The organism is Microbacterium saperdae, from assembly GCF_006716345.1.
GTDB lineage: Bacteria > Actinomycetota > Actinomycetes > Actinomycetales > Microbacteriaceae > Microbacterium > Microbacterium saperdae.
Window position 1 is genome coordinate 2131567 of record NZ_VFOX01000001.1, and the last position, 13243, is coordinate 2144809.

Sequence of the window (13243 nt, forward strand, 5' to 3'; positions counted from 1 at the left end):
ACTCACTCACCGCGGCTGTCGACCATCTTCCCCGGGTTGAGCATTCCCTCCGGATCCAGAGCGCGCTTGATCGCTCGCATCACCGGAACGCCGCTGGGATGCTCATCGATCAGATCGGACATCTTCCCCTCTCCGATACCGTGTTCGCCGGTGCAGGTGCCGCCGACGGAGAGTGCTCGGCGGATCATCCGTCGATACAGCGCGGCCGCGCGATGCCGTTCCGCATCGTCTCCCTTCGCGAGGACGAACGCGAGGTGGAAGTTCCCGTCGCCCACATGCCCGGCGATGGGGGCGACGAGTCCACTGGCTTCGATGTCGGCCTGTGTCTCGGTGATGCACTGCGCGAGGTGGGCGATCGGCACGCAGACATCGGTCGACCAGGTGTACGCATCGGGACGAAGCGCCTGCGCGGCCGGGAGCGCGTCATGGCGCACCTGCCAGACCCGCTCCTGGTCATCAGGGGCGATGCTCCGGCGCTCGAGCATTCCCTCGGACTCCGCGATGGCGTCGAGCCGCTCCCCCTGCCCCACGAGACTTCTCGTCTCACCGCTCAGCTCGATGAACAGGGTCGACGTCTCGCGGAAATCGGTGTGCGAGTAGGCGTTGAGTGCGGCGATCTGCACGGTGTCGAGCAGCTCCGCTCTGGCCAGATCGGCGCCCGCCTGCAGACTCCGCTGCACGACGCGCGCCGCGGCTTCGACCGAGCGGAAGGACAGCACGGTGAGCGAACGCGCCTCGGGTATCGGCGTCAGCTTCAGCGTCAGCTCGGTGATGATCCCGAGGGTCCCCTCCGAGCCGATGAACAGGTGCGTGAGGTCGTAGCCAGCCGATGACTTGCGTGCGCGGCCACCGGTCCGCACCACCGTGCCGTCCGCCATGACCACCGTGAGCCCTCGGACGTTCTCGGCCATCGTGCCGTACTTCACCGCGTTCGTCCCGCTGGCCCGTGTGGCGGCCATCCCTCCGAGGGACGCGTCCACACCCGGACCGGCCACGAACTGCAGCCCCTCGCGCGCCAGCACGGGATTGAGACCGCTGCGCCGCACGCCCGCCTCGACTGTCGCATCTGCGGAGTCCGGATCGATCCGCAGGATCCTGTTCATCTCCTGAAGGTCGATGATCACGACGTTCGCCCGGGGAGGCACCGTTCCGGTGATCGGGTCGACTTCACCGGGGCGCGCATTTGCCCCGCCCTCGAGCCCCGTGCCGGTGCCCCGTGCGATCACCGGCACGCCCGCCGCCCGACAGACCCGCACCGCCGTCGCCACGTCATCCGTCGACGTCGCTCTGACCACGGCGACCGCCGGGGCCCACGGGTGATGAGAGCGATCATGCGAGTAGTCACTCGTATCGGCAGCACGCCGCAGCACCCGGCCGGGAAGCGCCCGCTCCAGCGTTTCCACGACGCCTCGCTCATCGCCGTCCGCCTCGTCTGCGCGCGCAGATCTCTGTGCATCGCCCATCGTCCTCTACTCCTTCCGGTTCGACGCAGTGAGATCACGGACGATCCCGAGCACGCGCAGGTGCGCCTCCCGCAGACCGATGGAGACCCGCACACCCTCCGCCGCGAACTGACGCACCGCGACAGCCTGCGCATTGCAGAGCGCGGTGAACTCCGCCGACCGTTCGCCCCATGGCAACCAGACGAAGTTGCCCTGCGCCTCCGGGATCCTCAGCCCCGCGCTCGAGAGCTCAGCTCGGAACCACTCCCGCTCCTGCACGGTCCGCTCGACCCGCTCGAGCACATCCGGCAGCGCGTCCAACGAGGCGATGGCCGCCATCTGCCCCGCCTGGGAGACGGAGAACGGCACGGCGACGGCATCCAGGTGCTTGATGACGCGTTCCCTGGCGATGGCGTAGCCCACCCGCAGCCCCGCGAGGCCGTGCGCCTTGGAGAACGTGCGCAGCACGAGCACGTTCCCGAACTCCCTGTGCAACGCCATCGCATCGAGCCTGTCGTCGCCGCGCACGTACTCGACGTAGGCCTCGTCGATCACGACCAGCACATGCGAGGGCAGCCGCAGGAGGAAGTCCTTGACCTCGGCATGACCGAGGGCGGGACCCGTCGGGTTGTTCGGGGTGCACAGGATCATGACTCTCGTCCGCTCCGTCACGGCCGCGAGCATGCCCTCGAGGTCATGCGTCATGTCCGGCCGCAGTGCCACCGGGACACCATGTGCGCCGGTCTGACCGATCGAGATCGGATAGGACTCGAACGAGCGCCAGGCATAGACGACCTCGTCGGCGGTGCCGTCGGGACGACGTCCCGCGAACACCTGCAGGACGTCGTTCAGCACCGCGAGGCTCCCGGCGCCCGCCACGATGTTCGAGGGCCGGATGCGCAGCATCTCTGCGAGCCTCTCCCGCAGTGGCGAGGCGCTGGGGTCCGGGTACACGTTCGGGCGATCGGCCAGGCGTATCGCCTCCTGCACCGCCGGTAGCGGATCGAACGGACTCTCGTTGGATGAGAGTTTGAACCCCTCCAGCCCCGGACGGGCGATCACCGGCTTGCCGGGGCGGTACCGCGGCAGCCGGGTGATCTCGGGGCGCGGTTGCACGGCGTCCGCGTGCTCGTCGACGGTTCTCATCATGAGGGTTCCTCTGGTCGCGAGAACGAGTGGGGAAGGCACCTCACACCACCGCGATCTGACCGGTCTGCTCTGGTGTGTAGTCGCGCGGGTAGATCATGGCCGACGGCGGTCTCATGGTGCGCTTGGCCCACGGGTAGTACACCGCGAAGGTGACGATCATCGACACGGCCCAGGAGACGTCTATCCCGCCCATCACATCGGCCAACGGCCCGTTGAACGTTCCCAGCACGCTGTAGGTGTCACTGGTCAGGAAGGGGATCTGCACCGCGATGCCGATCGCATATGACACGAGGGCGGTCCAGTTCACCGCGCCGTAGCGTCCGCGCCGGTCGTAGAGCGCGGGAATGTCGATGCGCTCCTTGGAGATCAGATAGTAGTCGACCAGATTGATGATGCTCCACGGGATGAACACCGCGAGGAGCAGCAGGACGAAGTTCTTGAAGTTGTTCAGGAAGTCCGCGCTCGCAGCGATGGCGATGACCATCGTCAAGGCGACGAACACGATGATGTAGATCGAGCGCGCTCGAGACGTGATCCGCGTGCCGGCGTTGAAGCTGGTGATCACCGTCACTGTGCTCATGATGCCGCCGTAGGCGTTGAGCGTGTTGGCCGTGAGCTTGCCGACGATGATCACGAGGTAGATCACGAATGCCGCCGCTGCCGGTCCCGCGAGGTGCCCCACGAACCCCACCGGTCCACCGAGCAGCGCCTCCCCTGAGACCGCACCGATCAGGATGCCGAGCGTCATCGAAATCTGCGTGCCGGTGACGCTGCCGAGGAAGGTCGACCAGAACGTCGTCGACACCGGGGTGTCCGCGGGGAGGTAGCGCGAATAGTCGGCCACGTACGGCGCGTAGGTCATCTGCCAGCTCGCTCCGAGCGTCAGGCACACCATGAACGTCGCGGCATCGGTCGCCCCCTCCCCGAAGCTCGCCCCGACGTCATAGTTCGCGAAGAGCTGGAAGAAGAGGTAGGCGAATCCGAGGATGCCCGCGACGGTCGCCACCCGCCCCATCACGTGGATGAGTTGGTATCCGAAGACCGACACGATGACCGTCAGCACGCCGAAGATGAGGATGCCGACGACCGGAGCGGCTCCGGCGGTGGAAGGCAACCCGAGGAGATGGCTGATGGCATCTCCCGCCAACGCGGCGCCGGTCGACGCGAAGCCGAGATACATGCATATGACGAGCACGAGCGGGAGCGTCGCTCCGATCACCCCGAACTGCGCGCGGCTCGAGATCATCTGCGGCAGGCCCATCCGCGGACCCTGCCCCGAGTGCAGAGCCATCGTCACTCCGCCGATGACATTGCCCACGAGCACGGCGATGATGGCGGTGAGCGGCTCAGCGTGGAAGATCGCGACCGCGATCAGGCCGGTGACGATCGCCGTGATCTGCATGTTCCCGCCGAACCAGAGCGTGAACTGGCTCCACGGCGTGCCGTGGCGTTCGTTCTTCGGCACCATGTCGATGGTTCTCCGCTCGATGATCAGAGTTCCGGTCGTCGTCGTCTGTTGACTCGTCATCGTGTCAACTCTCCTTTCGGTTGTCCGCGGAAGGCGGCATGCATCGTCGCGAGTGAGCGAGGAGCAGCGGACGCCGAGCCGTCGGAGGGTGTGAGTTCGTGCAGATCTGGGAGTCAGAGGCGAAGCCCCTGCTCGGAGAGAGCCTTCGCCGCCAGCACCGTCGCCGGGACGACGGCGCGAGCGAGCCGGGAGGCGCGGATCACCGGAGCCATGGTGGCGACCGCGCCGATGACCATCCCCTCTCTGAACACCGGCGCCGCCACGCCCCACACCCCCTCATCGACTTCGCCCGCGCTCATCGCGAAGCCGCGCTCGCGGACCTCGGCATATGACGCCCGCAGCGCCGCGGCGTCGCCACCGGCGACGCTGTTCCGGGCCAGAACGCCCTCGACCTCATCGTCCGGAAGATAGGCGAGTATCGCGCTCGCACTGGCCCCGGCGACCATCGGCACGACCTCACCCACGACGAACGTGCAGCGCAACACCCGGAAGCCGTCTGCCGCATCGATGCAGACGATGTCGTCGCCCCGACGCACCAGCAATGCGGCGAACTCCCGTGTGTGCGCAGCGAGCGCATGAAGCGTGCGGGAGGTGACGTCGCCGCTGAGAACGCTGTGCCGATACCGCTCGGCGAGTGCGACGGTAGCGACGCCGGCGTGGTATCGCCCGCGGGTCGGCCCCTCCTCGACGAGCCCGGCCTCGACGAGCGACGTGAGGCATCGGTAGACGGCGCTCGCGGGAAGCCCCGTGTATGCACCGATCTGCGCGACACGAGGCGCGTCCATGCGCGACATCGCGACCAGGACGTTCGCGACCCGGTCGAAACTCCCCATCGGCGGATTGGCCGCCGATATGACCTCAGACATACGTCGGATGCTACAAGGACTTGATCACCCCAGAAATGGCGAATTTTCGCTGAGCGACAATTGCTCCTGAGCGTGTCCGGATGCGACGATCGCCGTGTGTATGCGCAGTCCCCTTTGGCCCCCATATGCGACTGAATATCGAGCCAATAACGCATTTCCGTAAAAGCGCACACGCGAATGCGGTAGTGGCTCGCGAATCGAGATCACCCCCCGACGGGACGCCGACGAGACGTCTCCGGACACAGAGAAACCCCGTACCTCCCTGCGAACAGGGCGGTACGGGGTTTCTCTCGCGACAGCGACCTGGTGGAGCTGGGGGGAATCGAACCCCCGTCCAACGCTGAGTCTCCACGCCTTCTCCGGGCGCAGTCTGTGAAGACGTTCTGCTCGGCTCCGACCTTTGTCACAGACACCTAAGTCGACAAGCCCAGCCTGGGAAGAGTCCCACGTGACGTCCAGACGCCATCACGCAGCAAGATTCCTAGATGACGCCAGGATCCGTATCGGAATCACATACGGCCTGACGGACTATCGGGCTCGCTTATGCAGCGAGGGCGAAGTCGTTGCGCTTGGTTTCGGCAACTATTTTTTTGCAGAGAGCGTTTACGAGATAACTCTGCATCCTCGGCCCGCTTCTCGTGGATTCACAGGCGCTGTCGAAACCGATCAGCCCCGTGGTCCTTCTCTCGAAGGAGCCGCTGTCGCACTGTGTAGTTGTTCTTCTCGAGCCGATGAACGACTCCAGCATTACAGACTACAACGGTTGCCGGCCGCCCGCCATTCCCGCCGCTCGCTGGCGTAGAGTCGGCGCATGAGCGAAGTCACCGTCACCGTCCGCGGCGAGCATGAGGCGCGCATCGCACCGGAGCGCGCCACCATCCGTGTCACCGTCCGTTCCGAAGGTCCGGAGCGCGGCTCCGTCGTCGACGATGTGATGCGACTCGGCGAACCGGTGCGCGCGAGCATCACGGAGCGTGCCGAGACGGATGTCGTCGTGGACTGGTCTAGCAAGAGACTCTCCGTCCGCGCCGAGCGCCCGTGGAACAGCGAAGGCAAGCGCCTTGCTCCCGTCTACTACGCGAGCATCGATTTCACCGCGACCTTCACCGAGGCATCCGAACTCTCGATCTGGGTCTCCGACATCTCCGCGTGGGACGGGGTCGAGGTCGGCTGGGTGGACTGGCACCTCACGCCCACCACGCGTGATCGCGTCGAGCGGGAAGTCGCGGCGGCCGCGGTCGGAGTCGCGGTGACGCGCGCCGAAGCCTACGCAGGGGCACTCGGGCTCTCGACGGTCACTCCGCTGGAGATCGCGGATGTCGGACTCATCTCGAGCGGACAGCCCTCCCCCGGCGCTCCCTTGATGAAGGCACGTGCGGGGGCTTTCGCCGCCGATTCCGCGCCCGCGATGGAGTACGAGCCGGAAGAGCTCACGGTCACCGCGACGGTGGAAGCTCGATTCGTCGCGCGTTGACGCGTGAAGGCCCCGAAGCCTGCGATGGCGGCACGACGGCCGTCAGCGGACGAACGGCGCGAGCTCCGCAGCCAGCCGCTCGGACACCCGGGCGTGCACGGCTGTGCCATCCTCCTGATGCTCCACGGACAACAGCATCCCGGTCTCATGGATGGCTGCCACAAGATCGCCGCGATCGTAGGGGACGACTGCACGCACCTCGACCGCAGGCTTCGGCAGCGCCTCTTCGATCGCCGCACGCAGCTCGGCGATGCCCTCGCCGGAGCGGGACGAGACGAAGTGTGCATGCGGCTCGAGGCCCCGCAGCACGAGGCGTTCGTCGTCGGGGATCAGATCGGCCTTGTTGAACACCACGATCTCGGGCATGTCCCGCACTCCGACGTCACCCATGACGTCGCGGACGGTCAGCAGCTGGCCCGCCGGGTCAGGATGGGAACCGTCCACCACATGGAGGACGACATCGGCGTCTCCGACCTCCTCCAGGGTCGAGCGGAACGCCTCGACGAGCTGGTGCGGCAGGTTCCGCACGAAACCGACGGTGTCGGTGATCGTGTAGACACGGCCGTCGGAGGTCTCGGAGCGCCGCACGGTGGCGTCCAGCGTCGCGAACAGCGCGTTCTCGACGAGCACGCCTGCGCTCGTGAGCGCGTTCAGCAGACTGGACTTGCCCGCGTTCGTGTAGCCCGCGATCGCCACGGACGGGATCGTGTTGCGCTTGCGCTCGGCGCGCTTGGCTTCTCGCGCCGGAGCGTAGTCACGGATCTGCCGCCGCAGCAGCGCCATCTTGGTGCGGATGCGGCGACGGTCCAGTTCGATCTTCGTCTCACCAGGTCCGCGGGAACCCATACCGGCGCCACCGGCGCCGACCTGGCCACCGGCCTGGCGGCTCATGGAGTCACCCCAGCCACGCAGACGCGGCAGCAGGTATTCGAGCTGCGCGAGTTCGACCTGAGCCTTGCCCTCGCGGCTCTTGGCATGCTGGCTGAAGATGTCGAGGATCACGGTCGTCCGGTCGATGACCTTGACCTTGACCACGTCCTCGAGTGCACGACGCTGGCTCGGGGCCAACTCGGTGTCGACGATCACGGTATCGGCGCCGACCGCGGCCACGATGTCCTTGAGCTCTTGCGCCTTGCCTCGACCGAGATAGGTCGCGGCGTCGGGATGCGGGCGGCGCTGCAGCACGCCGTCGAGCACGACGGCTCCGGCGGTCTCCGCCAGCGCAGCGAGTTCGCGCAGCGAGTTCTCGGCGTCCTCCTGAGCACCCTGCGGGTAGACCCCGACCAGGACGACGTTCTCCAGGCGCAGCTGACGGTACTCGACCTCGGTGACGTCTTCCAGCTCCGTGGACAGTCCGCCGACTCGGCGAAGGGCGTGCCGATCCTCGAGATCCCACTGGTTTCCGTCAGTCGTGGAGTGCGCGGTGGTCGATTCGTCCTGCAACGCCTGTGCTGCGCCGAACGTGCGTACCTCTGTGCGCTTCTCCGCATGGGCGAGCACGCGATCCATCGCGTCGTCGCCCGTGGAGGGTGTCGTGGTATCCGTCATCCGTTCCTTATCTCTGGCTTTTGTTGCGAGCCTTAACCTTAGCCCCCGCTCTCCGGTACGCTCGCCGTATGGGGTCCGACCACTACTTCACTGCGGCCCCGGCAAGCCCTGAGAACCTGCGTGCGATCCATGTGACGCTCGCGGGCCGAGAGCTGGACGTCACCACTGCGGGAGGCGTCTTCAGCCCGGATCGTCTGGATGCCGGCACCGCAGTGCTTCTCGCCAACATGCCTCCGGTGCCACCGGGAGGCAACCTTCTCGACCTCGGCAGCGGATGGGGTCCCATCACGCTGTCGATGGCGATAGCCGCACCGCACGCGACGGTGTGGGCCGTCGACGTGAACGAGCGGGCGCTCGATCTGGTCCGGCGCAATGCCGCAGCCCTCGGGCTCACCAATGTCAACGCGTCGCTGCCCGATGATGTTCCCGCCGATGTGACGTTCCGCACCATCCGTTCCAACCCACCCATCCGGGTCGGGAAGAACGAACTGCACGGGTTGCTCGAGCGCTGGATCCCGCGGCTCGACGAACGCAGCGATGCCTGGCTCGTGGTGCAGCGCAATCTCGGCGCCGATTCACTCCAGCGCTGGATCGGAGCGACGTTCCACCCCGGCTACAGCGTCTTCCGCACGACCACGGCCAAGGGCTACCGCGTGCTCAAGGTGCGCAAGCACGGCAGTCCGCCGACCGAGCCGATCGCCCTCAGCTGAGACTCTCGCCGCGGCGCGAACGCCCCAGCGGCGAGGCCAGGCACCGAGGTCAGATCAGATCGACCTCGCCGTGGAAGACGAGCTGGGCCGGACCGGAGAGGGCGACGTGCTCGCCGTCCTCGGCCGGGAACATCCGCACACCCAGGGTGCCGCCGGGAACCTCCACGCGCCAGTTGTCCGGCGCGGCCTCGCCCGCCCAGTAGCGCACGGCCAGGGCCGTCGCAGCCACGCCCGTGCCGCAGCTGAGGGTCTCGCCGACCCCGCGCTCGGAGACCCGCATGCGCACGTGACCGATGCCGTCGCGCACCAGCGGCTCGCCGGGCACGACGAACTCCACGTTCGCGCCGGCCGGCGGTGCCGGATCGAGTTCAGGGGCGCGGTGCAACTCGAGCGAGGCGAGTTCGACCTCAGAGGCAAGTGCCACGACGACATGCGGGTTGCCCACGTCGATACCGATGCCAGGGCGCGTGATCGTGAGTCCGTCCGCCTTCACCAACGGTTCGCCGCCCGACAGGCGCCAGCGTCCGAGGTCCACCTGGTAGCCGGACTCGCTGCGTGTCACATCCCGCACTCCAGCCCTGGTGCCGATCGGCAGCGTCGAGCCCGGTTCGATCTCCGCGAGACCCGAGCGGAGCAGGAAGTGCACGAAGACGCGGATGCCGTTGCCGCACATCTCCGCGATCGAGCCGTCTGCGTTGCGGTAGTCCATGAACCATTCCGCGTCGGGCTCCTCGGCCAGACTCGCTGCGCCTTCCGGGATGGCCGATGACCGCACGACCCGGAGCACGCCGTCCGCACCGATGCCGAAGTGGCGGTCGCACAGGACGGCGACCTGCTCCGCACTCAGATCGAGCTCCCCATCCGCGTCCGCGATGATGATGAAGTCGTTGCCGGTGCCATGTCCCTTGGTGAATGCGACCATCAGCCCAGTCTAGGGATCAAGGCTAGGCGTCGGCGACGAGCCGCTTCCCCGTGTTCGCGACGGTGAAGCGCTCATAGCCGAGCGCGTCGTAGAACCCGAGGACCACCTCGTTCCCTTCCCGCACCATGAGTTGCACCTTCGGGCATCCCATCTCCTCCAGGAGCCGCTCCGCTTCCTGCACGAGGCCGCGGGCCACTCCGCGCCCACGAGCGGATTCTGCCGTGGCGAGGTAGTACAGCCACCCCCGATGACCGTCGTACCCTGCCATCACGGTGCCGATCACTGTCGCCTCGTCGGAGGCCTCCCCCGGCGGAAGCACGGCGACCAGGAACAGCTCCGGCTGCACCGCGCGTTTACGCGCGATGTCGAGATAGGGGTCGTTCCAGGGTCTGGTCAGACCAGCCTCATGCCACAGAGAAACAACGGGTTCTGTGTCGCTGTCCACGAACGCACGAATGGCCCACTCCACGCTCTGTCCTCCTCGTCCTGCCGACTGCACCGGGTCACGAGTCTAGGGGCGAACGGTCATCTCTTCGTCACGCGGTAGCGACCGCAGAGGAAGCTCCGGTTCCGCGCCACATCGAGCAGTTCCAGGTCGAGGGCACGCGGCAGCAGCGGCGCTCCCGCGCCGAGCGTGACGGGTGCGTACTGCACCCAGACCTCGTCGACCAGATCGGCATCGGCGAACTGCCCGGCGAGTTCTCCCCCACCGACGATCCAGACGTCCTTCTCCCCCGCCGCAGCGACCATCTCCCTGTGCACCGTGCGCACATCGTCTTCGACGAATCGGACATCCGCTCCTTCCGGCGTCGGGAGGTCCCGGTGTGTGAAGACCCAGGTCGGCTGCGCATATGACCACGGTTCCTCACCCTGGTTGCGGAGCAGCCACTCGTACGTCGACGCGCCCATCGCCAGCGCTCCGATTCCCTTCTCGAACGCCGCGTACGCCATCGGGCCTTCGTGATCGATGTCCTGCTTCAGCAGCCACTCCAGCGAGTGCTCGGGGGTAGCGATGAACCCGTCCAAGCTGGACGCCGTGTAGTAGTAGGTGGTCATGCTCCCAGCCTCGCAGGAGCCACCGACATCGACGGGTCTCAGCCGACGAGCAGGGCGCGCACATCGACGGGAGGCTGGTGCCATTCCAGCCCGTCGTACCGCTTGAACCACGACACCTGACGGCGGGCGTAGCGACGCGTGAGCGCCTGGGTCTCGGCGATCGCCTCGGCGCGCGTGAGCCGACCCTCGAGGTGCCCCAGGGCCTGCGCGTAGCCGATCGCGCGCTGCGCGGTGACGCCGCGCTCGAGTCCGTGATCGCGCAGCCCGGCGACTTCATCGAGCAGTCCGGCCTCCCACATGCGCTCCACGCGCGCGTCGAGCCGCTCGACAAGCTCCGCACGATCGATGTGCACGCCGATCAGCTTCGTGCGCCCGTGCCACAGCACCGGCTCTTCGGGCAACGCCGCTCCATGGGTCGCACCACCCTGTTCGAGGACTTCCAGCGCACGGATCACACGGCGGTCGTTGCGCGGGTCGACACGGGCCGCCGTGGTCGGATCGAGGGCACGGATCCGCTCGAGCAGCGCGGTGACGCCCTGCTCCGCCAGCTCCTGCTCGAGTCGTGCGCGCACCTCCGGATCGCGCGGAGGGAACTGGAAGTCGTAGATGACGCTGGAGACGTACAGCCCGGACCCGCCCACCAGGATCGCATCGCCGCCGCGCTCATGAATCGCGGCGACCGCATCACGAGCGAGCGGCTGATACCAGGCGACCGCGGCCTCTTGGTCGACCTCTCTCACATCGAAGAGGTGGTGCGGAATACCCCGACGTTCGTCGAGGTGCAGCTTCGCCGTGCCGATATCCATCCCTCGATACAGCTGCATCGCATCGGCGTTGACGATCTCTGCCGGGTTCCCGCGCTCGCGCAGTGCTTCCGCAAGATCGAGCGCGAGATCGCTCTTGCCTGTGCCTGTCGCACCGACGATGCCCCAGAGCCGAGGCTCCGATGCCGCCGACGATTCGTGCGCGGGGATCGTGTTCACACTCCGACGCGCAGCGTCGGGAGTCCGAGCGACACAGCCCGCGGTCCGCCGTCGCTCGCGGGAGCCGGCACCGCGCAGGACTCTGCCTGTGCGCGATCCCATGCGTCCCCGCCGCGCGTACGACGGATCTGCAACGGACGACCGGTCGGATCGTCGGCGAGCAGGTGGAACGGAGCTGCGTGAGTGATGGTCACGGTGACCACATCGCCGGGACGGGGAAGATCGGAGCCTTCGGTGACCTCGAAATGCACGAGACGATTGTCCTGCGCACGACCGGTCAGGCGATGCGTCGCCGCGTCCTTCTTCCCTTCGCCGGTGGAGACGAGGACCTCGACCTCACGACCGATCTGCTTCTGACTCTCTTCCAGCGAGATGCGCTCCTGCAGCGCGATCAGCCGGTTGTACCGTTCCTGGACGATCTCCTTCGGCACCTGGTCGTCCATCGTGGCGGCGGGCGTACCCTCGCGGATGGAGTACTGGAACGTGAAAGCGCCGGAGAAGCGCGCCTGCTCGACGACACGCATGGTGTCCTCGAAGTCCTCCTCGGTCTCACCGGGGAAACCCACGATGATGTCGGTCGTGATCGACGCGTGTGGGATCCGCTCGCGCACCCGATCGAGGATGCCCAGGAAACGCTCGCTCCGGTAGGAACGCCGCATCGCTTTGAGGATCCGATCGCTCCCGGACTGCAACGGCATGTGCAGCTGCGGCATGACGTTGGGGGTCTCGGCCATCGCGTCGATGACATCATCAGTGAACGCCGCCGGATGGGGACTCGTGAAGCGCACACGTTCGAGGCCGTCGATCTCTCCCGCCGCTCGCAGGAGCTTTCCGAACGCCTGGCGGTCACCGAACTCGACGCCGTAGGAGTTGACGTTCTGGCCGAGGAGGGTGACCTCGAGGGCACCATCCTCGACGAGAAGACGGATCTCGTTCAGGATGTCACCGGGGCGACGGTCCTTCTCTTTGCCGCGGAGGCTGGGCACGATGCAGAACGTGCAGGTGTTGTTGCAGCCCACCGAGATCGACACCCAACCGCTGTGAGCCGCGTCACGCTTCGTGGGAAGCGTGGATGGAAACACCTCCAGCGCTTCGAGGATCTCGAGCTCGGCCTCGCCGTTGTGGCGGGCGCGCTCGAGCAGACCGGGCAGAGAGCCCATGTTGTGCGTCCCGAAGACGACATCGACCCAGGGCGCCTTATCGAGCACGGCCTGTTTGTCCATCTGAGCGAGACACCCGCCCACGGCGATCTGCATCCCGTCCTTGCGCCGCTTGACGGCGGCCAGCTGGCCGAGCGTCCCGTACAGCTTGCCGGCGGCGTTGTCACGCACGGCGCAGGTGTTGATGATGACGACGTCCGCCTCGGTCCCTGCCTCAGCACGGGTATAGCCGGCGCTTTCCAACGAACCGGACAATCGCTCCGAGTCGTGGACATTCATCTGGCACCCGAAGGTGCGCACTTCGTAGGATCGCTGTCGGCCGTCGACGTCGACGGCTGCCGACGAGGCGGTGATGATCGTCGGTTCGCTGCGCGGGATAGTCATGATGCTCCCATTGTACGAGCG

The 13243-nt window shown here is 66.9% G+C and carries 12 protein-coding genes and 1 other RNA gene; 2 read left to right on the forward strand and 11 right to left on the reverse strand.

The window, feature by feature from the left end; translation table 11 throughout:
- Window positions 1-2: 2 nt before the first annotated feature.
- The 5 genes from FB560_RS10210 to ssrA all read right to left on the reverse strand — a co-directional run bounded on the left by FB560_RS10210 (window position 3) and on the right by ssrA (window position 5659).
- Window positions 3-1463 carry an FAD-binding oxidoreductase gene (locus FB560_RS10210; RefSeq protein ID WP_141872256.1) on the reverse strand — a complete coding sequence of 487 codons (1461 nt, stop codon included), beginning with the start codon at window positions 1461-1463 and terminating at the stop codon, window positions 3-5.
- Between the two features lie 6 nt (window positions 1464-1469).
- A complete protein-coding gene (locus FB560_RS10215) occupies window positions 1470-2591 on the reverse strand; it encodes a histidinol-phosphate transaminase (protein WP_325058551.1) in 1122 nt (373 codons plus the stop codon).
- Window positions 2592-2631: 40 nt separating this feature from the next.
- Complete coding sequence (locus tag FB560_RS10220) at window positions 2632-4119, reverse strand: purine-cytosine permease family protein (RefSeq protein WP_141872257.1); 1488 nt, start codon at window positions 4117-4119, stop codon at window positions 2632-2634.
- A 113-nt stretch (window positions 4120-4232) separates the two neighbouring features.
- Window positions 4233-4985 carry an IclR family transcriptional regulator gene (locus FB560_RS10225; protein ID WP_141872258.1) on the reverse strand — a complete coding sequence of 251 codons (753 nt, stop codon included), beginning with the start codon at window positions 4983-4985 and terminating at the stop codon, window positions 4233-4235.
- Between the two features lie 304 nt (window positions 4986-5289).
- Window positions 5290-5659, reverse strand: a transfer-messenger RNA (tmRNA) gene (gene ssrA, locus FB560_RS10230).
- 137 nt (window positions 5660-5796) lie between these two features.
- On the opposite strand from ssrA, the gene FB560_RS10235 reads away from it, so the two are divergent.
- A complete protein-coding gene (locus FB560_RS10235; protein ID WP_141872259.1) occupies window positions 5797-6459 on the forward strand; it encodes an SIMPL domain-containing protein in 663 nt (220 codons plus the stop codon).
- A 42-nt stretch (window positions 6460-6501) separates the two neighbouring features.
- On the opposite strand, the gene hflX is transcribed toward FB560_RS10235, so the two are convergent.
- The gene (gene hflX, locus FB560_RS10240; RefSeq protein WP_141872260.1) at window positions 6502-8007 is read right to left on the reverse strand and encodes a GTPase HflX; all 1506 of its coding nucleotides are present in this window, start codon (window positions 8005-8007) and stop codon (window positions 6502-6504) included.
- Between the two features lie 68 nt (window positions 8008-8075).
- Between hflX and FB560_RS10245 the strand changes: the two genes are divergently transcribed.
- A complete protein-coding gene (locus FB560_RS10245) occupies window positions 8076-8717 on the forward strand; it encodes a class I SAM-dependent methyltransferase (protein ID WP_141872261.1) in 642 nt (213 codons plus the stop codon).
- A gap of 49 nt (window positions 8718-8766) precedes the next feature.
- Here FB560_RS10245 and dapF read toward each other — a convergent pair whose 3' ends face one another.
- The 5 genes from dapF to miaB are packed head-to-tail and all read right to left on the reverse strand — an operon-like array spanning window position 8767 to window position 13222.
- Window positions 8767-9639, reverse strand: coding sequence for a diaminopimelate epimerase (dapF, locus tag FB560_RS10250; protein ID WP_141872262.1), 873 nt, complete (start codon window positions 9637-9639; stop codon window positions 8767-8769).
- Window positions 9640-9661: 22 nt separating this feature from the next.
- Window positions 9662-10108 carry a GNAT family acetyltransferase gene (locus FB560_RS10255; RefSeq protein ID WP_141872263.1) on the reverse strand — a complete coding sequence of 149 codons (447 nt, stop codon included), beginning with the start codon at window positions 10106-10108 and terminating at the stop codon, window positions 9662-9664.
- Between the two features lie 56 nt (window positions 10109-10164).
- Window positions 10165-10695: a dihydrofolate reductase family protein gene (locus tag FB560_RS10260; protein WP_141872264.1), complete on the reverse strand. Its 531-nt coding sequence runs from the start codon at window positions 10693-10695 to the stop codon at window positions 10165-10167.
- 38 nt (window positions 10696-10733) lie between these two features.
- The gene (gene miaA, locus FB560_RS10265) at window positions 10734-11678 is read right to left on the reverse strand and encodes a tRNA (adenosine(37)-N6)-dimethylallyltransferase MiaA (protein ID WP_407662554.1); all 945 of its coding nucleotides are present in this window, start codon (window positions 11676-11678) and stop codon (window positions 10734-10736) included.
- The gene (miaB, locus tag FB560_RS10270; RefSeq protein WP_141872266.1) at window positions 11675-13222 is read right to left on the reverse strand and encodes a tRNA (N6-isopentenyl adenosine(37)-C2)-methylthiotransferase MiaB; all 1548 of its coding nucleotides are present in this window, start codon (window positions 13220-13222) and stop codon (window positions 11675-11677) included. Before miaB ends, miaA begins: the two co-directional genes overlap by 4 nt.
- Window positions 13223-13243: the final 21 nt, after the last annotated feature.

Coding starts and splice junctions, on each gene's coding strand:
- FB560_RS10210 (WP_141872256.1), bottom strand. CDS start 1,463: ATGGGCGATGCACAGAGATCTGCGCGCGCAGACGAGGCGGACGGCGAT.
- FB560_RS10235 (WP_141872259.1), top strand. CDS start 5,797: ATGAGCGAAGTCACCGTCACCGTCCGCGGCGAGCATGAGGCGCGCATC.
- hflX (WP_141872260.1), bottom strand. CDS start 8,007: ATGACGGATACCACGACACCCTCCACGGGCGACGACGCGATGGATCGC.
- FB560_RS10220 (WP_141872257.1), bottom strand. CDS start 4,119: ATGACGAGTCAACAGACGACGACGACCGGAACTCTGATCATCGAGCGG.
- FB560_RS10215 (WP_325058551.1), bottom strand. CDS start 2,591: ATGATGAGAACCGTCGACGAGCACGCGGACGCCGTGCAACCGCGCCCC.
- dapF (WP_141872262.1), bottom strand. CDS start 9,639: ATGGTCGCATTCACCAAGGGACATGGCACCGGCAACGACTTCATCATC.
- miaB (WP_141872266.1), bottom strand. CDS start 13,222: ATGACTATCCCGCGCAGCGAACCGACGATCATCACCGCCTCGTCGGCA.
- FB560_RS10260 (WP_141872264.1), bottom strand. CDS start 10,695: ATGACCACCTACTACTACACGGCGTCCAGCTTGGACGGGTTCATCGCT.
- FB560_RS10225 (WP_141872258.1), bottom strand. CDS start 4,985: ATGTCTGAGGTCATATCGGCGGCCAATCCGCCGATGGGGAGTTTCGAC.
- FB560_RS10245 (WP_141872261.1), top strand. CDS start 8,076: ATGGGGTCCGACCACTACTTCACTGCGGCCCCGGCAAGCCCTGAGAAC.